We start from the raw sequence: 21471 nt of genomic DNA, 5'->3' as shown, positions 1-21471 counted from the left end.
CAGATGTCCGAAGGTCTTCCTGTCCGCCATCGCCCTCGCAGCCCTCGTCATTTACTGGCTATGAGTCCTGAGCCTAAGGCGTCGTAGTAGGTGTCATGGTCTTGAGCACGCAGAATATCATCATATTGGGTCGCGTAGATTGCCTCGATCGAAGAGCCGGTATCAAGGTATCCAAACGTATCAACAACCGAAAAACTTGGAGTGAAAAAGTTGCTCTCCATGCGAATGCCGCTGCCGCCAATTTCATTTGAATAATCGACAACGTCAAATCCGCCCAACCCAAAAAATAGGTCAGCTCCGGCATTGCCTGTGAACAGGTTGTCCCCACTGTTTCCAGAAAATGTGTCAGCGCTGTTTGTTCCCCAAAACCCTTCGATGGAAATCAAGGTATCCCTATTACCGTAACTATCCGTAGCCGAATTGACTACCAGACTTGCGGTGACGCCATCGGTACCGCCTTCGAAATGATAGTTGGCGATGTCAAAGTCTGAACCACCATTCAGGATGTCGGCGCCGTCCCCCCCCCTTGAAGAACGTCGAAACCACCGTTGCCTTGAAGCGTATCATTTCCGGCGCTCCCAAAAAGAACGTCGTCAATATGTGATCCGTTTACTGTTTCATCATTGCTCGACGAAAACCTCCCAGCCATCGATAAACCTACGGAGTTTCCGGGCTCGTCGGGTATCCCTGCTTGACTGAACAGCGTCACGTTGTTCGTGAGCCATCTGTCATAGGCGCTTGCGTCGGCAAGCGATGGGAGTGCATCCCCGCCCCCTGAAAGATCCGTGGCATTGGCAAACAAAACGTCAGTCGCAGGCGCCCCCTCGTTGGAGGTCTTGGCAATCGTATAGGTCTGACCAAGCGTCTTGGCGTCTGCAACGATCAGCGCAAAACTGACGGTTGAAAAGGATATCGCAGCCCCGAAATTGTTGTCCGCAATCGCGATGCCAGTATTTGTAGGCTTTGTCATGTTTTTATCAAAATTCCTTTCGGCTGCCATCAGTCAGTCCTACCAACTGAATTCGTCAGCCTGTAACTCCCTTTGGAGCCAAGCATAAGGAAAAACAAATGCGATCCAAGTCGTCTTTTCCCCGCGGGCTGAAAAGACGATTTTAGGCGTTGCCATGGTTCTGAAGGTTGGGCTCAGGCCCAAGACCAGCAATGACAAGTGCCGTGAGGAAGGTTGCTGAGGGGAGAATCTTCGGGCAGCTGCCATCCCGTGTCGCAACGGGGCTCCAATCCTTAGGTCTACCGAACATGATCTCGTTGTGGTTACGGTGGTTGAAGCGACGTTTGTCAGATCGGGTGGCAATCTTACGTTGCTTTCGGCCGGGGACACAGCCCGGTATACCCTTGTCTTGCAATGCTCCTCTGAACCAGTCTGCGTCATCGCCGTCGTCGTCAAGTGGCTACTCAATATCCGGCACGCTACTCAGCAGCGCCCGCGCGCCGATGTAATCGCGAACTTGGCCAGCGGTGACAAAGACGTTCATGTCCGCCCTGGCCGCGATCGTCTACGTCTGGAGCCGGAGCGATGACTGAGCTGCAGCCCGACGACATCGTGGTCAATCGGACGTATCTGAGGGGCATTTCGAAAGTCAAAAACATCTGATCTGAGTTCTTCGCGTTCACATCAGAAGCCCAAAATACACTCTTGGCTGCGCCAAAATGGAGTTCTACTCAGAAAACCAACGCATCAGATACAGTGCTTAGGTCAGAGCCCAAAACCAGAACGGTTGCTCCGCTATCAACTGAAATCAATACGTCTGAGCCAATCTGCTCAAGAGTCACAGCAGGTGTCTCGGAGGACAGGTGGCGAAACCTCAATGTATCGCCTTCGTGGAAATCAGTAACAACGTCGTCGCCCGAGAACTCTTCAAGCGACGAGTAGTTTCCGAAGACAAAAACGTCGTTGCCTTGCCCGCCCGACAAAACGTCGTTTCCCTGTCCCCCATCCAGCCTATCCTTGCCCTTGCCGCCTGTGAGTGTGTCTTCTCCCTCACCTCCGCCAAGCAGGTCGCGCTGGCGGCCTCCGTCTAGGATATCATTTCCCTGTCCCCCGATAAGAACATCTTTTCCCCGGCCGCCAAACAAGCGATCGTTGCCGTTTTGACCGCTCAGTTCATCGTTTCCCGCAAAGCCGCGCAGCAGATCATGGCCGTCACCGGCCCACAACTTGTCGGCTTTTGAAAGTCCCAAGAGCTTGTCATCGCCTGAAAGAAAAAGGTCATAAAAGCCAACGGACCCCAATAGGCCTGGCCACAGGTCAGTGGCGTCTTCTTCAATGTTCGAAATCAGGAAGAATGGCTTTCCGTTGACTTTGACTTCGTAGCTGTCAACCGGCCCGGAGATTTCCCCTTCGGAGTTTCTATCGAAGTTGCCTGATAAAACGGCCTCGAAACCCCTTGGGTAACGATAATCAACATAAAATATGCCTGTTGCTACTATTTCGCTTGTTGAAACGGATGATAGGTCTCGTATTCTTGAAAAGTCAGTGATCTCGATGTCTGTGTAGTTAAGGCTATCGGCCCTATACCAATCGGATGGATGGGTCAGGACCGTAAAAATAGCCATGTCTTTGCCCAGCTAGTTTGCGAACTGTCTAATGTGTCAGCGTCGCACATGCGTGGAAGCGAAACAAGTTTCAGCGTTTGTCGTATGTTTCTCTCTCCCGTATTTCGGACGCCGACGTGAACGAGGATTGCTGTCTTCTGAGCTGTGGAGGAGAGGGCATCAGAAATGGCGCGGCGACAGAACCATCCGCGTGAGTTCCAGACCAAGGACCCGCTTGCGGCTTTGAAAGGTGAGCGCAGGGTGCGGAACTGGACGGTCAGTTTGAGTTTCAAGGGCGCAACCGGTTTGAAACCGATGCTGATGTGGCAGGTAGTTGCGCTGCGGGCAACCGGCGCCTAAGGTGCAGACATGTCACTGGTGAGGCGCATATTGTCGGCTGCATTGATCGGGCTCCTGCTGATCATGACGGGAGTGGATGGCGCGGTGCATGCCCATACCGGCGCCTGCCCGGGTGGTCATTGCGATATGGCGACCTCTGACCATGCGCGTGAAAATCTGGTGGGCATGCTGGACAAGAGTGAACACGGCGCATCCCATGACCACATTGCCCATGACCACACTGGCGTGGGCGATGACGGCTGCGGACCCTTCACCTGCCACGCCGCCGTTCTGCCCGCTCCGATTGACGATGATGACTTCGCAGCCCTCAAGATCCATTGGGCCGCCGCGCTTCATCCCGTGGCGACGCCGGTGACACCGGATAGCCTGGAACGCCCACCGAACACCTGACCCGCCGGAGCAACGGCGCCGCCAGTCCCGTCTGGCGGCGCAATCGTCAAGGCAGCGCTGCGCCAAGCCGCGTTGCAGCAGACCAGTGTCAGGATAGAGAATGAAACGCAAATACTACCTCTTGGGGGTGCCTGTCGTCGTAGCCGTGGCAGCCAGCTTTCAGCTTGGCTCGGCCCCCGAGCCCGCAACACAAGCACCCGCCGTGGGCGCGCCGATCGTTACGGTCCAGGTGCCGCCCCTGCAGGGCAATGCCGTCATCGGACAGCAGATCTTTGCAAAGCGCTGTTCGGCGTGTCACGGTGAAAACGCCGCAGGAAAAGAGGGGGCAGGGCCGCCCCTGATCCACGTCATCTATGAGCCAAACCATCACGCAGACGAGGCCTTCCAGCGGGCGGTCGCAATGGGCGTCAGAAGCCATCACTGGAGGTTTGGGGACATGCCCCCCGTCGAAGGTCTGACACGGGGCGATGTGGCAATGGTCACGGCCTATATTCGCGACGTTCAGCGCGCAAACGGCATTCAGTGAGGTGAAACCATGAAGACAATTGCACCCTTTGCCCTGGCCGTCCTTTTGGCGACCCAGGCCCTGGCCCACTCCAAGATATCGGGCAGCAGCCCCGCTGACGGAGCCGTTCTGTCACAGCCGCCCGCACGTATCGAGCTGACCTTCGCCAAGCACATCCGGCTGACCAGGGTAAAGCTGCTGTCGCAGGACGGATCCGACAGGCCGCTGGATCTGGGATCGCAAACCAGCTTCGGGCGGGAATTCAGCCTGCCGGTTCACGAGTTGGGCCAAGGGGTCTACCAGATTGAATGGCGGGGGCTTGGCCAGGATGGTCATGCTATGACGGGCGGCTTTTCATTCTCGGTCGAGTAGGCCCATGATGGATATCTGGGGTTTCCTGGCGATCGGGGCGAAGCTGGCACTCTATTTGGGCTTTCTCGGCGCGACGGGGCTGGTGATCGTTCGTCTTCTCTTTGAAGAGCTGACGCGCGCCATCCGGACCGACCTGCAAAAACAAACGGCATGTCTGGCGGCCTTGGGCCTGCTGGGCGCGCTGTTCAGTTTCTCTTTGCGCGGGGCTGCCCTGACGGGGGACATCGGCGGCATGAGCGATGCTGAAATGCTGAGCCTGCTGTGGCAGACGCCGGTAGGCGATGCCCTGGTCTATCGGGGTGCCGGAGCCATGCTCTTGCTGTCCGGCCTGGTCCTGGGGCAGGCTGGATTGTGGATCTCTCTTGCCGGTGGCGCAGCGGGCCTGTGGTCCTTTGGCGTGATCGGCCATGTACCTGACATCGATCAGACCGGCGTGCGCCTGCTTCTTTTCGTGCACCTTCTGGGGGTCGCCTTCTGGGCCGGGATCCTGCTGCCGCTCAGGCAGCTGTCCCTGGACAGCGACAGCACAGCGGTCGCCGCACGGCTCGGCCACCGGTTCGGGCGGCTTGCCGTTGCCATCGTGCCCGCTCTGATTGCTGTCGGTGCCCTCATGGCATGGCTCCTGCTGGGCAGCATGGACGCCTTGCTGACAACGCCCTACGGGCTGAACCTTGTTGCCAAGATGCTGCTGGTCGCGGCCTTGCTGGTCCTAGCCGCCGCGAACAAGCTGCGCTTCGTTCCGGCGCTGCAAGGCGGTCACAGCGGCGCCGGACAGCGCCTCGCGCGCGCCATCGAGATCGAAGCCGTGATTTTCCTCTTGCTGCTTGCCGCAACTGCGCGATTGACCAGCACCGTAACGCTACCGGGATGAGATATTACCGGGATGAGGCCTATGTCCCTGAAGGATCTGAGCGGTTCCGTCTTGCCTGGCGGTTTCGCCGTTCCTGCATAGGCGGCGAACGATATGGCAGGGCGCGGCGTCCGACGTCACCTCATCGCTTGCTTCGGGATGCTTTGGGGTGGGGGGAGCGCCCCCCAATAAAGGCGGCTCCGCAACGTGCTGCGGAGCCGCCTTTGTCGATCAGGGTGGCGTTAGCTGAACCAGTCGATCATGATCTCATCCGTGATCCTGACGCCCTTCAACTGGGCGATCTGCACGGCATCTTCTCCACCTTCTCCATCAGCGTCATATTCGAGCCAAACGGCACCTCCGGCGGCTGACGTCAAAGCCAGATGATCGCTGTCAAATGCGGTCTGCAGATCGGTGCCCAGCTCGATCAGGAGATCATCAATGTCCAGGGTGTCTCCCTGATCACGTTTGAAGTCCTTTATTATGTCACCGACTTCGGAGGTGCTGGAAAAGACAAAGACGTCTGCGCCCGAGCCTCCGGTTAGGAGGTCGATGCCCTCTCCACCGGACAGGACGTCATCGCCGGAGCCACCATCCATGGTGTCTTTCCCGGAGCCGCCACTCAGGGTGTCATCGCCGTCACCGGATCTAACCCAATCGGTGCCGCCGCCGGCATCGATACTGTCGTTCCCGTTGCCTGTGTTGATTGTATCGAGGCCCGCTCCGGCAGAGACGGTATCATCGCCACTTCGAGTCGATAGCAGGTCGTTGCCGTCTCCGGTGGTGATCAGAGAATCGCCGTCACCGGTTTGCACGCGGTTGTCTCCATCTCCGGCATCGATCACGTTGGTGCCCACTCCAACCCTGATCTGGTCGTTTCCGGATCCGGAGGAGATGTGGTTGTCGCCGTCCCTCAGCCGGATCGAGTTTTGGCCATCACCCGCATCAATCGTATGGTTGCCTTCACCCAGCATGATTTTGTCCCAACCGCTGCCTGTGGTGATCGAACTGTTTCCCTCCTGGGCGCGGATCGTGTTTCTGCCGTCACCGGCGTCAATGATGTGATCCCCGTTGCCGACCATGATTTTATCGGCATCCTGACCAGTTGTGATGGTGCTGTCGCCATCTTGCAGCCTCACAGTGTTTCGGCCATCTCCCAAGGTGACGACGTGCGTGCCGGCTGCCGCCGTCACTCGGTTGTTGCCCTCACCGGCCGAAATGGTGCTGTTGCCCGTGCCGACGGTGATCATGTTGCCGCCAGAGCCCGCAGAAATCAGATGGTTTCCCGCTCCCACCTTGATCCTGTCCGCACCGGAGCCGGCGACGATTGCGACGGTTCCGTTTCCAGTGGTAATCTGGTTGTTGCCATCACCGGCGTCGATGCTCTGGACGCCATCTCCCAGCTTGATGCTGTCATTGCTGGCCCCGGTGGAAATGGTGTTGTCCCCATTTCCAAACCTGATCTGCGCGCTTCCTTCCCCTGTCGATACAGTATGAGAGCCCGCGCCGCCGGTGATCCTGTCGGATCCCTCCCCGGCCGTGATGGTGGCGTTTCCACTCCCGATCCGGATCAGGTTTGTACCTGCTCCGGCGTCAATGGTATGGTTGCCGTCGCCTAGAGTGATCTGGTCCTTGTCGTCGCCGGTTTTGATCCATTTGTTGCCGTTGCCGGACCGGATGGAATTGGCTCCGTCTCCTGCGGTGATGGTGTCGTCGCCGTCACCGCAGGTGATCCGGTCTTTGCCGCTACCGGATGTAATGTCGTTGTCGCCGCCGAGTACCACGATTATGTTGGTGCCGTCGCCTGCGTCGATGACATTGTTGCCGCTGCCGCCGTCGATCCTGTCAGTGCCGCTTCCGCCGATGATCGTGTCGTCGCCGTCGCCACCCTTGATGCTGTTGCGCCCTTCGCCACCGTCGATGATGTCATTGCCCAGACCGCCTTCCATGCGGTCATTGCCTTCGCCGCCGGACAGGCTGTCGTCACCCGCATCCCCATTTAGCTGGTCATTCCCTTCACCACCAACCAGTGTATCGGAGCCATCCATTCCGAACAGGCGGTCATTGCCACCGTTGCCTTCCATCAGGTTGTCCAGCGCGTTGCCATAGCCTTGGTCACCGCCGCTGCCGAAGAGAACATTTTCGATGTCCGATGTGGCAGAGATGGTGAGCGACTTTGAACCGATACGGCCCACGGCGCCATTCTCCAGGAAGATTTTGCTTGCCTTGGTAACGGCCGTCAAATCAATGGTGTCCGTGCCGCCATTGGTGTCGTCAATCAGGCCAAGTGCCGGTGTCCAGTCGTCCTGGAAACTATCCGTGAACGTATATGTGTTGTCCAAGGTTTCTGGTTCCGGCGGCGTGGGCGGCTCGGGTTCGGGCTCCGGTTCCGGTTCTGGTTCCGGCTCAGGAGGCGGCGTGGCGCCGCTGTCGATGATTGCCGCCACATCTGCGCTGGGATCCACCCCTGCCAGGAAGGCCAGGTTGGTTCCACTGCCGTTTTCGATAAGGGTCAGCCAGGATCCGCCTGATCCCGCAGTCAGCCGTACCACGCCATCGGCAACGGCGTCCTCGGCGGTATATCCGATCGCGTCCAGCAGCGTCGTGATATCCACCCGGTCGCCCTCGGCGAGGTTGAAGTCCGTGATCGTGTCCCCTGCGTAGAGGGACTGGTAGACAAAACGGTCGGCGCCCGCGCCGCCAGACAGGGTGTCCACACCATCGCCGCCGATGAGGATATCGTTGCCGGCATTGCCTTCAAGACTGTCGTTGCCGCCGCCGCTTTCGATGCGATTGTCCGCAGTGTTGCCAATGATGTGGTCGTTGCCGACACCGGTGATCGCGTTCTCGATCACGGTGCTGCGGCCAATGGAGAAGTTCCCGATCCTGCCGTTCAGGTTGGAATAGGTCTCTTCACCCAGATTCAGCATTTGATCGTGGCTGCGCGAGCCGAGATTGATCGTATCGGTGCCCCCATTGTCGACAATGGCAACGCTCCAATCGGTCAGCCCCATGCCATGACGGCCCGTCGTTTCACCATCACCATAGGTGGTGTCACCGGTTTCGATGTTTGTCGGGGTGCCATAGAGGCGATGAATGGCCGCGATATCCGCCAGTTGGGCCGTCGCCAGGAAGGAATAGGAGGCGTCGGTATAGGTGTTCTCGGACTGGCTGAAATAGGACATGACCGAAACCTGCCAGCTGTCGTTGGCAAAGTTCGCATCGCTGCCGTAGGAGGCGCTGCCATTGTAGTTGCCGGTATGGCCCAGGCCCAGCGCATGGCCAATTTCATGGATGAAGGTCTGCAGGTAGTAGTCGCCATAGGACGACCAGCTGGAGTTCACGTTGACATTGGTGCTGAGAATGGTGGAGCCGCTTGTGGTCGAACTGGCCCAGGCACCGCTCTGATTGTCGTCAAAGGTGATCTGAGCATTCGAGGTTTCGACGAATTCGATGCCGCTGAGGGCGGTCCAGCTGTCCAGCGCCTGTCGGGCGGTTTCCCGGCCCAGCGTGTTGAGACCGGTCAGGTTGACCGTAATCTGCCCCCCCGGTTCCACATCATAGGCGCGCAGGGATCGACCGGTGTCCTGCCAAAAACCTTCGGTGAGGTAGTCGGCGACCTGATCGATCGTGTAGACAGGTTTTGTTGCCCATTCGCTTGATGAGCTGGAAACGGAGGTGTTTTCTCCGAATGGTGAGATATGGCGTGTGTTTCCGCAAAGTTCACACATGGTCTGCTCCCCCTGGTGATCGCTAAAAATGTTTCGGGATATTCGCGGAACGGATCAGCTGCTGCGCAAAGGACGCCAGGTCCTCCGCGTTGAGCTGACGGTCCATGACCGAATACTCGAGTACCGGGCTGTCCCCTTTGCGCCCGTCTGCGCTACTCCAGCTGAGCTGCCCCGACAGCCAGCTGTCCGCGCGTCCCCGCTCTGTGAAGTGCAGGGTCAGTGCTGCTTCGGCCGGTGGTTCATCGGCCTTTGAAACCCCGCTCGATCCTTCCATGACCTTGAAGGCGTACCCGGTGACGGCTGCCGCCAGGGCCTCGCCCAGGGCCTCGCACATCGGGCCCATGTCATGCGCCCTGTCCTGAGCGTCGCACTGAAGGCTGACATGCCGTTCTGCCGCATCATCGGCCACTGCGGCAGAGGCCAGCAGCAGGACTGTCGCAGAGGTGCGCGTGATGTCGGAAATCAGGGACATGAGTGTCGGATGCCTTACGGTTCGAGATGGTTCGGGTTTCTCGCGCCGTTCTGGCCGCAGTTATCTTTTTGGAAAGAAAACCGGTCAGGAAGGGGTGCAGCAATCTGGCAAAAATGTGGCAGCCAGGAGTTTCACCAGAAGATTTTCATAGAGATTTAAGAGATTGCGGGCGCAATTTCCTGCATTCGAGCGCCTGTGGTTCCGGCTTAGGGCCAGGCCGAGAATGACGTGGGGCTTGTGCCGCGCGAGGCCATCTTGCGGCGGAACCGCCCCGGGGACAGCCCCTGCGTTCTGGTGAAGAAGCGGTTGAAATAGGCCGGATCGGAAAACCCCAGCCGAAAGGCGATCTGCGCCACCGAGAGCCCGGAGTTCGTCAAAAGCTCCGCGGCCTCGCGCACGAGCGCCTCATGCAGATAGGCCTGCGGCGAGCGGCCCATCGAGCGGCGCACCGCGCTGCCAAGCCGATCCCGGCTGACCCCCAGCGCAGTGGCGTAATCCGCGACTTTCCAGTGATCACGCAGATGCAGCCCCACCAGTTGCACAAAATTCTGCACCAGACCGCCGGTCGCCGCAGAGGAGCGGGGCCGCTGTTTGCGGGCGATCCGCCAGATCTGGATCAGCAGCAGGGAAAGAAGGTGCTCGCCGGCAATCTCGGCTGCCGGTTCCGAACCGGAAAGCTCCTCGCGCAGGTTGCGCATCCACCCCGTCATCCGCTCCTCATGCCCGCTCAGCGGTTCCGACAGGTCGCGGCGCAGCATCTGGGCCAATTCGTCGCCAAGGGCGGTGGCGGGCAGGGCGCGCGCAACGGCGCTGTCGTTCAGATGCAGGATTTCCCCGCGGCTGCCCGAGGTCAGCCGCAGCTGTCCGCGACGACCCGACGACAGCCACATTGCCCGGGGCGCATCAAAGCGCAGCCCATCGGGCTCGCCATCAATTTTCCCGCGCCCTGCCTTGAGCAGCAAAAGCACGCTTTGGCTGGGCGCCAGCGCATAGGTGGTGTCCGCAAGGGGACTGCGAATCTGCCGGGCGATGATCTGAGCTTTCTTGTCGGAAATCATCGCATGGGTCCGGTAGAAGGTGAAAATCGACGCATCAGTGCAATTCTTAGCTTCAAAAGCACATTTTATAAAGCTTCAATTCCAATACCCTGTTCCCGTGGAAGAGAAATCGTCGCCTTCGCAAGGGGGCGGTGCCCGGGCGTCAGGAGGATGTGGTGCCTGGGGAAATCACGACTGGGAGGAGACACATGTCAGTATTTTCACGGCGCGCCTTGCTGCGCGCGGTTCCTGTTGCGCTTGGCTCCATGCTGGCGCTGGGTACACCGGCCCTGGCCGAGGATGCGGCAGCCGTAAAGATCGGCTATGCGGTATCGAAAAGCGGCCCCAATGCCACTGGGGCCGGGATCACCACCATTCCGAACTACGAACTCTGGGTGTCCGAGGTGAACGCCAAGGGGGGCCTCACCATGCCCGACGGCAGCCAGCGCAAGATCGAGGTCGTCGAATATGACGACCGGTCCAGCGCCGAGGACCTGGTGCGCGCCATTGAACGCCTGGCGACCCAGGACAAGGTCGATCTGATCCTGCCGCCCTGGAGCACCGGCGCCAACCTGGCGATTGCGCCCTTGATGGCGCGCTTTGGCTACCCGCAGCTGGCGGTGACCGCGGTGACCGACAAGGCGCCGGAATTTGCCGCACGCTGGGACCGGTCCTTCTGGATGCTGGGCGGCGGTCATGACTATGCCACCGCCCTGGTCGAAGCGCTGGCCGCGGCCCGCGATGCCGGTACGATCAACAACAAGGTTGCGATGATTTCCGTCGCGGACGGTTTCGGGATCGATCTGGTCAAGGCGGCACGTCCGGCCCTGAAGGAAGCAGGCTTTGAGACCGTCTATGACGCCTCCTACCCGCTGGGGACTTCGGATTTCGCCACCATGCTGAACGAGGTGCAGGGATCGGGCGCGGACAGTTTCGTGTCCTTCTCCTACCCGCCCGGCAGCTTTGGCGTGACCAAGCAGGCGATGACCACGGGCTATAACCCCAAGGTGTTTTACATCGGTGTGGGCGGGGCCTTTCCGGTCTATGCCAAGATCACTGGCGGCAAGCAGGAAGGCGTGATGTCCATCGGCGGCGTCGATGCCTCGAACCCGGACATCCAGGCCTATTTCCAGAAACATATCGCCGCCACCGGTAATGCGCCTGACAGCTGGGCCAGCGCCATCACCTATGCCTCGCTGCAGATCCTGGAGCAGGCGGTGGCGCGGGTCGGCCTTGATCACGCGGATCTGGCCAAGGAAATCTCGACCGGCACTTTCGACACCATCCTGGGTGAGACCGCGATGGAGAACAACCAGCTGCGCAAGCTGTGGTTCGTGGGGCAGTGGCAGGGTGACAGTTTCGTGGCCGTCAGCCCCGCCGATCGTGCCGGTGCTGGCGCTCCGATGATCCCGAAACCCGAGTGGTAAGACCCCCCCGGGCGTATCACTGGGTGAAACTGGTCTGCGGCCCCGAGTGAGGGCCGCAGCACACAAGACTTCAAGGACATAAGATGTTGATCTCGACCCTTCTCCTCGGCCTGGTGCTGGGCGGGACCTATGCGCTCTTGGCGCTGGGCCTGTCGCTGCAATACGGCATATCGAGGATCATGAACCTGGCCTACGGCGAATTCATGCTGCTGGCCTGTTTTGCTGTAACGCTGATGTTCACCGGCTGGGGTGTTGGCCCGCTCTGGGGGCTTCTGGTGGTGGTGCCCCTTGGATACGGGGTTTCCTGGCTGATCTACAGCGTGATGATGCGCCCCCTGGTGAAACGCGCGGGTGGCAGCGGGCGGCTTGAGGTCGACACCATCCTTGCAACCTTTGGCCTCTTGTTCGTTCTGCAGGGTGTGATGCTCGTCACCTTCGGCAGCGATTTTACCTCTTATTCCTATCTCAACACCGGGGTGGAGCTGCTGGGCGTGACCATTGCCGCCAACCGTCTCATTGCCTTTGTGCTGTCGGTCGTGATCGGGCTGGGTCTGTTCACAATGCTGATCCGCACCCGCTGGGGCACCGCGATGCGCGCCGTGGCGCTGTCGCCGGGGTCGGCCTACTTGGTGGGCATCGACGTCGACCGCATGGGGCGGCAGGCCTTTGCCCTGGGCGGCGCGCTTGCGGCCGCGGGTGGAGCGCTGATCTCCATGTACCAGACCTTCTCTGCCACCGATGGCGTGGTCTTCACCATGAAGGCGTTGATCGTGGTGATCATGGGCGGGGTCGGCAATATCCTGGGCGCGCTGATCGCCGGGTTGTTTCTGGGTCTGGCCGAGACATTCGTGGCCGCCTTCATCGACCCCGGACTGACCCTTGCGGCCACCTATACGCTGTTCCTGGTGGTGCTTCTGTGGCGTCCGAACGGGCTCTTTGGCAAGGCGGGGGGCTGAACCATGCGGATCACTATCGCAGTTGTGGCCCTTGCCTGTCTTGCAGCCCTACCGTTCTTCTTTGACAGCTATGGGATCGGTCTGCTGGTGGGGCTTGCGGGCTATGTGACGCTGGCCACCTCCTGGGCGATGTTCTCGGGGCCGACGCGCTATGTCTCGCTGGCGACGGTCGCCTTCTTCGGCGTTGGGGCCTACACCGTCGCCGTCCTGAACGAGGCGCTGCCCTATCCGCTGGTGCTGCTGGCCGCTGCCGGGATTGGCGCCACCATGGCGGTGTTGGTCGGTCTTTCTACCTTACGCCTTGCGGGCATCTATTTCGTGATCTTCACCTTTGGCCTGGCCGAACTGGTGCGCCAGCTGATCACCTGGTTCGAGGTCAATATCACCGGCACCCTGGGGCGCTATATCTTCCTCGACTTGGAGGCCAAGCATATCTACTGGCAGCTTCTGGCGCTGGGCGCGCTGACCCTGGCGCTGGCGGCCTGGATCCGGCAAAGCCGCCTGGGCCTTGCCCTGCGCGTCATCGGTGATGATGAAACCGTCGCGGCCCACAGCGGCATCAACCTGGCGCGCACCAAGCTGGTTCTGTTTGTGGCCTCCGCCACCATCATCACCCTTGTGGGGGCCATCCAGGCGCCGCGCTGGGTCTATGTGGAGCCCTCCATCGTCTTCAATCCCACTGTCAGCTTCCTGACCGTGATCATGGCGCTGCTGGGCGGGGCGAGCAGGCTTTGGGGGCCGGTCTTCGGTGCCGTGCCGCTGTTCCTGTTGTTCGAATGGCTGTCGGCCCGCTTCCCGGATCACTTCTCGATCCTTCTGGGGTTGATGTTCCTCGCGGTGGTCTATGCGCTGCCGGACGGGTTGCTGGCTGCGGCGGAAAAGCTGCGCGGCAAGGCAAGGGGTGATGCAAAAGGGGAGGCGGCTCAATGAGTGTTCTTCTGAAAACCGAAGGGCTGACCAAACGCTTCGGTGGGCTGACGGCGGTGAATGATGTCTCGCTTGAGGTGCGCAAGGGCGAGGTTCTGGGCCTGTTGGGGCCGAACGGATCGGGCAAGACCACCCTTTTGAACCTTCTTTCCGGTGCGCTGCGCCCTTCGGCGGGGCAGTTCGCGGTGGAGGGCAGGCCGCTGGCTGGCGCACGCCCCGATGTGATCGCGGGGGCAGGTGTGGCGCGCACCTTCCAACTGGTGCGCATCCTGCCCTCGTTGACGCTGGAGGAAAACGTCATGGTCCCGGCGGCCTTTGGCGGCAAACGGCTCTGGGGCAGTGACCTGAGCGCACGGGTGCGTGAGTGCCTCGCCATGGTCGGCCTTGAAGATCGTGCCTCGGGTGTTGCGGCGGATCTTACCTATATCGATCAGAAACGCCTGGAACTGGCCCGCGCCCTGGCTGCCGAGCCGCGCATCCTGTTGCTGGATGAGTGGCTGGCGGGTCTGAACCCCACGGAACTGCACGAGGGGATCGCCCTGATCCGCAGGCTCGAGGAGACCGGCATCACCATCATCATGGTGGAACACATCATGGATGCGGTGCGCGCCCTGTGTCCGCGCTGCGCGGTGATGAACTCGGGGACGCTGATCGCAGACGGGCCAACGGCAGAGGTGCTGGATGATCCTCATGTGGTGGCTGCTTACCTGGGAGAAGAAGATGCTTGAGATCGACAACCTCACCGTCGCTTACGGCAAGCATGTCGCCCTGGATGCGGTCTCGATGGCGGTTCAGCCGGGCGAATGCGTGGTAATCCTGGGGGCAAACGGGGCGGGGAAATCCAGCCTTTTGAAGACCGTCGGCGGCGTGGTGGAGCCGCGTTCAGGCCGGATCAGCCACGAGGGCACAGATTTGGCGACGGTTGCCGCCCATGACCGGGTCGGGCGCGGTATCGCCCTGGTACCCGAGGGGCGCGGCATCTTTCCCCGCATGTCCGTGGCCGAGAACCTGGCGCTGGGCACCTATCCTGAACGGGCCCGCGCAGGCGTTGCCGCGCGTCAGGCAGAGGTGTTCGAACTGTTCCCGCGCCTTGCTGAGCGGCGGCGGCAGCTGGCAGGCACCATGTCGGGCGGCGAGCAGCAGATGGTCGCCATCGCCCGCGCGCTGATGTCGAACCCCGACATCCTGCTCCTGGATGAACCGAGCCTTGGCCTGGCCCCCATCGTGGTGAAAGAGGTCTTTGCCGCCCTTGCCCGCATTCGCAGCACCGGCCTTACGCTGGTGATCGTGGAGCAGAACGTGCGCGCCAGCCTGGCGCTGGCCGATCGGGGCTACCTGCTCGAAGCGGGTCGCGTCGTGGGGCAGGGCAGCAGCGATGCATTGCAGAATGATCCAGCGGTCCAGCGCGCCTTCCTTGGCGGCACGAGCGAGCCGCTGGACAATGAAATTTCCTGACAGACGGAGAGAGTGAAATGGATACTCTGAAACTCTTCATCAATGGCGAACATGTGGACGCCGAAAACGGGCGCGCATTCGAGCGCCACAACCCGGTGACCGGCGCCCTTGCCACTACTGCGGCGGCGGCCAGCACCGAGGATGCCATGCGTGCGGCGGATGCGGCGGCGGCGGCCTTCCCGGAATGGTCAGCGATGGCGCCGGGGGTGCGGCGTCGGATGCTGTTGGATGCGGCAGAGGCCCTGAAGGCACGCGGTGACGCCATCGTCGATGCCATGAAGGCCGAGATCGGCGCGACCGAAGCCTGGGCGCGGTTCAACATCATGCTGGCCTCGGAAATGCTGGTGGAGGCGGCGGGCCTCACCACCCAGATCAAGGGCGAGATCATCCCGTCGAACCGCCCTGGCAGCACCGCCTATGCGGTGCGCCAGCCCGCGGGCGTGGTGCTGGCCATGGCGCCCTGGAATGCGCCGGTGATCCTGGGTGTGCGCTCTATCGCGACCCCGCTGGCCTGCGGCAACACGGTGGTGATGAAGACCAGTGAACTTTGCCCGCGCACCCATGCGCTGATCCTGGAGGCCGTCGCTGAGGCAGGCCTGCCCAAGGGGGTCGTCAATGCGATCTCCAATGCGCCCGAGGATGCGCCGGAGCTGGTCGAGGCGCTGATCGCACATCCGGCGGTGCGCCGCGTGAACTTCACCGGATCGACCCGTGTTGGCCGTCTGATCGGGGAAATCTCGGCCCGCCATCTGAAACCCTCGCTGCTGGAACTGGGCGGCAAGGCGCCCTTCATCGTGCTGGAGGATGCCGATATCGATGCGGCCGTGGCCGCTGCGGCCTTTGGCGCCTATATGAACCAGGGGCAGATCTGCATGTCGACCGAGCGGATCATCGTGGTGGACGAGATCGCCGATGCCTTTGTCGATGCCTTTGCGCGCAAGGTGGAGACCCTCACTGCAGGTGATCCGACCGAGGGCAAGGCGCCACTGGGATCGGTTGTAAATGCCGCCGCGGCCGATCGCATCCGCGAGTTGATCGAGGATGCGGTGCAAAAGGGCGCACGCCTGATCGGCGGCGGTGGCTCTGGCACCATCCTCAATGCTGCGGCCCTGGATGGCGTCACCCCGCAGATGCGGCTTTATTCCGAGGAAAGCTTTGGGCCGGTGACCTCGCTCATCCGGGTCAGCGATGCGGATGAGGCGGTGCGGGTTGCCAATGAAAGCGACATGGGCCTGTCGGCAGCCGTCTTCGGGCGCGATCAGGCGCGGGCGATGAAGGTTGCCGCCCGTATCGAAAGCGGGATCTGCCATGTGAACGGGCCAACCGTGCATGACGAGGCGCAGATGCCCTTTGGTGGCGTCAAGGATTCTGGCTATGGCCGCTTTGGTGGCCAGTGGGGCATTGCGGAATTCACCGACCTGCGCTGGATGACCACGCAGGACGGCGGCATCCACTACCCGATCTGATCGCTCGCAGGCAGCCGTCGAACCTGCGGCTGCCTGCTGTTCAACCCTTGCGGTCGTGTTGCGCCGCTGCGTCTTTGGGTGCCATGAGTTCCTGGCTCCAGGGATTTTCCCTTTGTGCGTGGCCCGTGGATTGCTACTCTCTGCCCAATAACAAAAACTGAGGCAGGCAAAGAGCAATGAAAACGGGCTTTACCGGCACGTTTGTCATTTCTTGGTCGCAAACGGAATTGGATGGTCAAAGACCCGCGTCGCCAGAGGCAGTGCGCGTGGGATCTGCGTGGTCCTGGCGTGGGGAGGCCCTGCGCCTGGATGGTCCGGCCGATCTGTTGCGCTTGGAAATGAACAAAGATGAAGGCGATCTGCGCCAGCGCGCGGCGCGCTCGGTGCGCAGGCTTGTCGGTGCTGCGGGGGTTGCGCCCTGTGTCGCTGCGGCGACGGCGGCAAAGGGGCAACTGGCGGACCGGTGCTTTACCCTCACCAATGGGATCGACCGTTACACGGGCACCCTGATCGAGGTCGCGCCGGGCAAGACTCCGCTGCTGATGTTCGTGGACGAATTGCCGCCGCGCGATACCGATCTTTGGGTGCTGAAGCAACGGCTCGGTGGAGACGGGCAGCGGGGCGCGCGGGCGACACCCGACAGCGGGATGATCTGTTTCACGCCGGGCACCTTGATCCAGACCCCCCAAGGGGACCGCCCGGTCGAGCGCCTGCGTGAGGGCGACCGGGTGTTGACCCGTGACAATGGCCCGCAACGGATCCAATGGATCGGTGCGCGCCGGATGACCGGGGCGCGGCTGTTTGTCTATCCGCATCTGCGGCCCGTGCGCCTGCGGGCAGGGGCCTTGTCCGGCGGGCGCCCCGGTGAGGATCTGCTGGTTTCTCCCGACCATCGGCTTTTGTTGCGGGGGCGTCATGTGCAGGCGCTGTTCAACACGCCCGAAGTTCTGGTGGCCGCCAAGGATCTGGTCAACGGCAGCAGCATCACGACCGACACTCAGGTGCGAGAGGTCACCTATGTCCACCTGCTGCTGGAGGATCACCAGGTGCTTTGGGCCAATGGGGTGGAAAGCGAAAGCTTCCATCCGGCCAATGCCGCCCTTTCGGCCCTGTCCGATCGGGATCGCCAGAGGTTGGTGCAGCTGTTGCCCGCGGTGCAAGACGACCCGTTCAGCTATGGCGCCTTTGCGCGCCGCAACCTGAACGCCAGCGAGGCCGCGATCCTGCGCCATGAAGCGGCCTGAGGCCGTCTCGTGGCAGGGTGAACGCTCTGTCAGATGGGCTATTGACTCGGGGGGATAGCTCTATATAAGCGCGGCTTCATTGGTGTTGGTGGCCCCCGCAAGGGGATGCCTGTCATGGGGAGGTCCATACGGACCAAACCAAGAGGACAACGCCCTTTATAGCCGCCGTTTGTCCGGCTGCGTTCTGGCTGATCCGGTTTGCTGGCCCTTGCGTCCGCAATCCGCAAAGTGGGAACCGGTTTTCGGAACAAATTGCGGAGCCACGAATAAAGGAGATCAGCCGTGACCAAACGCACGTCTGCCAAGTACAAGATCGACCGCCGCATGGGCGAAAACATCTGGGGCCGCCCGAAGTCCCCGGTCAACCGCCGCGAATACGGCCCCGGCCAGCACGGCCAGCGCCGCAAGGGCAAACTGTCCGACTTCGGTATCCAGCTGCGCGCCAAGCAGAAGCTGAAAGGCTACTACGGCGATCTGACCGAGAAACAATTCCGCCGCATCTACGGTGAAGCCGAGCGTGTCAAAGGCGACACCGGTGAAAACCTGATCGGCCTGCTGGAGCGCCGCCTGGACGCGGTTGTCTACCGTGCCAAGTTCGTTCCCACTGTCTTTGCTGCCCGTCAGTTCGTGAACCACGGTCACGTCCTGGTCAACGGCAAGCGCGTGAACATCCCCTCCTACCGCGTGAAGGAAGGCGACGTGATCGAGGTCCGCGACAAGTCCAAGCAGATGGCTGTTCTTCTGGAAGCCACCCAGCTGGCCGAGCGTGATGTGCCCGATTACATCGAAGCCGACCACTCCAAGATGAAAGCCACCTTCGTGCGCACTCCGGCGCTGGGCGATGTGCCTTACCCGGTGGTGATGGAACCGAACCTGGTCGTCGAATTCTACGCCAAGAACTAAGCGATTTCCCATTTTGTGGGATTTCTATTGGGCTGCCCCTGCGGGCGGCCCTTTTTCATTTGGGCGGCTTTGGATTTCCGTTTGTCGAACCGGGATCCCGGGCGCTAAGCTGTTGTCCGAGACGCGCAGGTTGGTTGAACCTTTGAAGTGGAGACCCAGGATGAAAGCACTTATGGCGGTATGGTCTGCCGTGGCCTCAATGGCGCTGGCCGGATCTTTGGCGGCAGAGCCGGTAACGCTGCAGCCCGCCGATCCCCAGCCGGGTAAACTGCGTGCCGGGCTTGCGGTGATGTATGCCTATCCCCAGGACGTGCGCGATCTGACCGAAGCCTCTGCCGCGTTGAAGCGTGGGGCAGAGGTCGGCCGTCCCCTGGCTGGGCTGGATCATCGCGACACCAATGAGGGGGATAACACGCTGACCTCCAACCGGGCGATGCATGTCGCGGCCCGGATCAGCGGCTACGTGCGGTTCGACAAGCCGGGCGTCTACAATATCGACTTTCTGACCAATGACGGATTGCGAGCCAGGATCGGTGGGCAGATCGTCGGGGAATTCGACGGTCGCCAATCCTGTGACACCACGGTGATGACCGAGGTTAAGGTGCCCGTTGCGGGCTGGTATCCGCTTGATGCGCTGTATTTCCAACGTCTTGGCACGGCCTGTCTGCATATGCGGATGGGACCCGAAGGAAAGCGGTTGCGCTGGATGCCAGACGCAGCCTTTGCCCATTAGCGGGTTGTTTTCGGCAGGCGTGCCTCTGCCTCAAAGCGGCAGGGGCCGTCCTTCGGCAATGGCCTCCATCGCGAAGTAAGAGGTCACGCTGTCCAGCTCCACGCCGGAAATCAGCCGCTGATAGACCTTGTCGTAGCTGGCCATATCCTCTGTGACCACCTTCAACTGGTAGTCGTAATCGCCTCCGATGCGGTGGAAATCCACCACCTCGGGGATGGTCAGAACATGCCTGCGAAAGCGCTCCAGCCAGTCGGCTGAATGATGGCGGGTGCGCAGCATGACGAAGACCACCAGGTCCAGCCCCAGTTGTGCCCGATCAATCCGCGCCGTCGCCCCTTTGAGAGCGCCTGCATCATTCAGCGCCTTCAACCTGCGCCAACAGGCGTTCTGCGACAGGCCGATCTTTTCGGCCAATTCCCGCTGCGAGAGATTTGCATCCTGCTGCAAGGCGCGCAGAAGCATTCTGTCAATATGATCTATCTTGTCTGGCATTTGTAGATCATATGACACAAAAAATGGCAATTTCAATCAAAACTAAGTGGGAATTCCGCGATCTGAATGGGTCAAGATATGTGAAAGACGCGGAGAAACAGATGCCTTTCACACAGCTCAAGCAGACCTTGAAAACCGCAGCCCAGGACGGCAGCCTGGCGGCTGGCCTCATTGGCGAGGGCGTCATGCTCCCAGGCCCCGATGGCCCACAGCCGCTGGTCTATGCCGATTACGTTGCCTCGGGGCGAGGGCTGCGGCAGGTGGAGGATTTCATCGTCACCGAAGTCTTGCCCTATTATGCGAACTCCCACACCGAGGCGTCTTATTGCGGGGCCCATATGACCGGCCTGCGCCGTGCAGCCCGGGCGGAAATCGCCCGGCTCACCGGCGCCACAGAAGAAGATGCGGTGATCTTTGCCGGATCGGGGGCGACCGCGGGGCTCAATCGGCTGGTCAGTCTCTTGGGGGTCAACGAGGCCCGCGCGCCCGTGGTTTTCATCGGCCCCTATGAGCATCACTCCAACATCCTGCCCTGGCGCGAAAGCAAGGCAGTGGTCGTCGAGATCCCCGAGGCGCCCGGGGGAGGCGTCGATCTGGGGGTACTGCAGAAGGCGCTCGTGGAATATGCCGCCTGCGATCTGAAGATCGGCAGTTTTTCGGCGGCCTCCAATGTGACCGGCGTCTTGACAGACCCGGATCCGGTCAGCGCCCTTTTGCATGACCATGGCGCGCTTGCGGTCTGGGACTATGCGGGCGGCGGGCCTTACCTGCCGATCGACATGGGGGGGCATGGCGGTGCGCGTAAGGATGCCATCGTTATTTCGCCGCATAAGTTCCCCGGTGGGCCAGGAGCGTCGGGTGTGTTGATCGTGAACAAAAAGGCCGTGCGGCGCCGCGCGCCGTCATGGCCGGGGGGTGGTACGGTCAGTTTCGTTTCGCCCTGGGCGCATAGTTATAGCGAGGATCTGGCGGCGCGCGAAGAAGCCGGTACCCCCAATGTGATCGGCGATATCCGCGCAGCACTGGCGTTTCTGGTGAAAGAGGCGGTTGGCGCGCAGCGCATCGCCAGGGAGGAGGCGCGATTTGCACAGATGGCCCGCGCCGGTTGGGAGGGGAACCCGCAGCTGACCCTGCTGGGCCATGCCAGCGCGCCGCGCCTGCCGATCTTCTCCTTCACGGTGCGGGGTGTATCCGGCCAGCCGGTGCATCAGCAGCTATTCACTCGCATGCTCAGCGATTTCTACGGGATCCAGGCGCGCGGCGGCTGTGCCTGTGCCGGACCTTATGCGCATCGGCTGCTGGGCATCGGCGAGGCGGAGTCCCGCGCACTGCTGTCCGATCTGCGGGCCGGGCAGGAACTGCGCAAACCCGGCTGGGTCCGGCTCAATTTCTCCTACCTGATGCGCGACGAGACCGCGCGCTATATCATCGACAGCGTCAACGATCTGACCCGAAGGGCAGAAGAGTTGGCGCCGCGCTATGAGGCGGATCCGGCGACGGCGCGTTTTCGCCCACGTGCGGCCTAGGGTCAGGATGCATTGATTTTCCGAGCGCTGCGTGATTCACGGATCCGAAAACGGAGCGGTGACATGAGCAAT

At 61.2% G+C, this 21471-nt stretch carries 22 protein-coding genes and 1 pseudogene; 15 read left to right on the top strand and 8 right to left on the bottom strand.

The genetic code is table 11. The annotated features are described in order from the left end of the window. Positions 1 to 47: 47 nt before the first annotated feature. The 4 genes and pseudogenes from PXK01_RS21190 to PXK01_RS21175 form a co-directional block, all read right to left on the bottom strand. Entirely contained in the window at positions 48 to 386 is a 339-nt protein-coding gene (locus PXK01_RS21190) for a hypothetical protein (RefSeq protein WP_274861636.1), read from the bottom strand. 113 nt (positions 387 to 499) lie between these two features. Next, entirely contained in the window at positions 500 to 1000 is a 501-nt protein-coding gene (locus PXK01_RS21185) for a hypothetical protein (RefSeq protein WP_274861635.1), read from the bottom strand. A 112-nt stretch (positions 1001 to 1112) separates the two neighbouring features. After that, positions 1113 to 1493, bottom strand: a pseudogene (locus PXK01_RS21180) (hypothetical protein); the annotation flags it as partial. Positions 1494 to 1680: 187 nt separating this feature from the next. Next, positions 1681 to 2574: a calcium-binding protein gene (locus PXK01_RS21175; RefSeq protein ID WP_274861634.1), complete on the bottom strand. Its 894-nt coding sequence runs from the start codon at positions 2572 to 2574 to the stop codon at positions 1681 to 1683. 165 nt (positions 2575 to 2739) lie between these two features. On the opposite strand from PXK01_RS21175, the gene PXK01_RS21170 reads away from it, so the two are divergent. The 5 genes from PXK01_RS21170 to PXK01_RS21150 all read left to right on the top strand — a co-directional run bounded on the left by PXK01_RS21170 (position 2740) and on the right by PXK01_RS21150 (position 5051). Further along, on the top strand, positions 2740 to 2913 hold the full coding sequence (locus PXK01_RS21170) for a hypothetical protein (protein WP_274849681.1): 174 nt from the start codon (positions 2740 to 2742) through the stop codon (positions 2911 to 2913). A 9-nt stretch (positions 2914 to 2922) separates the two neighbouring features. Further along, positions 2923 to 3303, top strand: coding sequence for a hypothetical protein (locus tag PXK01_RS21165; RefSeq protein WP_274861633.1), 381 nt, complete (start codon positions 2923 to 2925; stop codon positions 3301 to 3303). Between the two features lie 100 nt (positions 3304 to 3403). Beyond that, positions 3404 to 3829 (top strand): c-type cytochrome, encoded by a 426-nt coding sequence (locus tag PXK01_RS21160; protein WP_274861632.1) that lies wholly within the window; start codon positions 3404 to 3406, stop codon positions 3827 to 3829. Between the two features lie 9 nt (positions 3830 to 3838). Then, entirely contained in the window at positions 3839 to 4180 is a 342-nt protein-coding gene (locus PXK01_RS21155; RefSeq protein ID WP_274849678.1) for a copper resistance CopC family protein, read from the top strand. Positions 4181 to 4184: 4 nt separating this feature from the next. Further along, complete coding sequence (locus PXK01_RS21150; protein ID WP_274849677.1) at positions 4185 to 5051, top strand: copper resistance D family protein; 867 nt, start codon at positions 4185 to 4187, stop codon at positions 5049 to 5051. A 221-nt stretch (positions 5052 to 5272) separates the two neighbouring features. Here PXK01_RS21150 and PXK01_RS21145 read toward each other — a convergent pair whose 3' ends face one another. The 3 genes from PXK01_RS21145 to PXK01_RS21135 all read right to left on the bottom strand — a co-directional run bounded on the left by PXK01_RS21145 (position 5273) and on the right by PXK01_RS21135 (position 10291). Continuing rightward, positions 5273 to 8761 carry a M10 family metallopeptidase gene (locus tag PXK01_RS21145; RefSeq protein ID WP_274861631.1) on the bottom strand — a complete coding sequence of 1163 codons (3489 nt, stop codon included), beginning with the start codon at positions 8759 to 8761 and terminating at the stop codon, positions 5273 to 5275. 22 nt (positions 8762 to 8783) lie between these two features. Further along, complete coding sequence (locus tag PXK01_RS21140) at positions 8784 to 9233, bottom strand: hypothetical protein (RefSeq protein WP_274849675.1); 450 nt, start codon at positions 9231 to 9233, stop codon at positions 8784 to 8786. 206 nt (positions 9234 to 9439) lie between these two features. Then, entirely contained in the window at positions 9440 to 10291 is an 852-nt protein-coding gene (locus PXK01_RS21135; protein WP_274861630.1) for a helix-turn-helix domain-containing protein, read from the bottom strand. A gap of 188 nt (positions 10292 to 10479) precedes the next feature. Here PXK01_RS21135 and PXK01_RS21130 point away from each other — a divergent pair, with 188 nt between their 5' ends. The 9 genes from PXK01_RS21130 to PXK01_RS21090 all read left to right on the top strand — a co-directional run bounded on the left by PXK01_RS21130 (position 10480) and on the right by PXK01_RS21090 (position 19381). After that, on the top strand, positions 10480 to 11697 hold the full coding sequence (locus PXK01_RS21130; RefSeq protein ID WP_274861629.1) for an amino acid ABC transporter substrate-binding protein: 1218 nt from the start codon (positions 10480 to 10482) through the stop codon (positions 11695 to 11697). Between the two features lie 83 nt (positions 11698 to 11780). Then, entirely contained in the window at positions 11781 to 12653 is an 873-nt protein-coding gene (locus PXK01_RS21125; RefSeq protein WP_274861628.1) for a branched-chain amino acid ABC transporter permease, read from the top strand. Between the two features lie 3 nt (positions 12654 to 12656). Next, on the top strand, positions 12657 to 13583 hold the full coding sequence (locus tag PXK01_RS21120; RefSeq protein ID WP_274861627.1) for a branched-chain amino acid ABC transporter permease: 927 nt from the start codon (positions 12657 to 12659) through the stop codon (positions 13581 to 13583). After that, on the top strand, positions 13580 to 14308 hold the full coding sequence (locus tag PXK01_RS21115) for an ABC transporter ATP-binding protein (RefSeq protein ID WP_274849670.1): 729 nt from the start codon (positions 13580 to 13582) through the stop codon (positions 14306 to 14308). The genes PXK01_RS21120 and PXK01_RS21115 overlap by 4 nt, the downstream gene beginning before the upstream one ends. Next, positions 14301 to 15035, top strand: coding sequence for an ABC transporter ATP-binding protein (locus tag PXK01_RS21110; RefSeq protein ID WP_274861626.1), 735 nt, complete (start codon positions 14301 to 14303; stop codon positions 15033 to 15035). Before PXK01_RS21115 ends, PXK01_RS21110 begins: the two co-directional genes overlap by 8 nt. Positions 15036 to 15052: 17 nt before the next feature. Continuing rightward, the gene (locus tag PXK01_RS21105) at positions 15053 to 16501 is read left to right on the top strand and encodes an aldehyde dehydrogenase (RefSeq protein WP_274849668.1); all 1449 of its coding nucleotides are present in this window, start codon (positions 15053 to 15055) and stop codon (positions 16499 to 16501) included. 176 nt (positions 16502 to 16677) lie between these two features. Next, positions 16678 to 17745 carry a Hint domain-containing protein gene (locus PXK01_RS21100; protein WP_274861625.1) on the top strand — a complete coding sequence of 356 codons (1068 nt, stop codon included), beginning with the start codon at positions 16678 to 16680 and terminating at the stop codon, positions 17743 to 17745. Positions 17746 to 18027: 282 nt separating this feature from the next. Further along, positions 18028 to 18648 carry a 30S ribosomal protein S4 gene (rpsD, locus tag PXK01_RS21095; RefSeq protein ID WP_274849666.1) on the top strand — a complete coding sequence of 207 codons (621 nt, stop codon included), beginning with the start codon at positions 18028 to 18030 and terminating at the stop codon, positions 18646 to 18648. 160 nt (positions 18649 to 18808) lie between these two features. Beyond that, complete coding sequence (locus PXK01_RS21090; protein ID WP_274861624.1) at positions 18809 to 19381, top strand: PA14 domain-containing protein; 573 nt, start codon at positions 18809 to 18811, stop codon at positions 19379 to 19381. A gap of 30 nt (positions 19382 to 19411) precedes the next feature. On the opposite strand, the gene PXK01_RS21085 is transcribed toward PXK01_RS21090, so the two are convergent. After that, complete coding sequence (locus PXK01_RS21085) at positions 19412 to 19873, bottom strand: Lrp/AsnC family transcriptional regulator (protein WP_274861623.1); 462 nt, start codon at positions 19871 to 19873, stop codon at positions 19412 to 19414. A gap of 101 nt (positions 19874 to 19974) precedes the next feature. Between PXK01_RS21085 and PXK01_RS21080 the strand changes: the two genes are divergently transcribed. Then, a complete protein-coding gene (locus PXK01_RS21080) occupies positions 19975 to 21399 on the top strand; it encodes an aminotransferase class V-fold PLP-dependent enzyme (protein WP_274861622.1) in 1425 nt (474 codons plus the stop codon). Positions 21400 to 21471 lie beyond the last annotated feature (72 nt).

This window comes from Phaeobacter sp. PT47_59 (assembly GCF_028890025.1).
In the GTDB taxonomy this organism is placed as follows: Bacteria; Pseudomonadota; Alphaproteobacteria; order Rhodobacterales; family Rhodobacteraceae; genus Phycobacter.
Note: the sequence above shows the minus strand (reverse complement) of the source record. Positions and strands in the feature narration are given on the sequence as shown.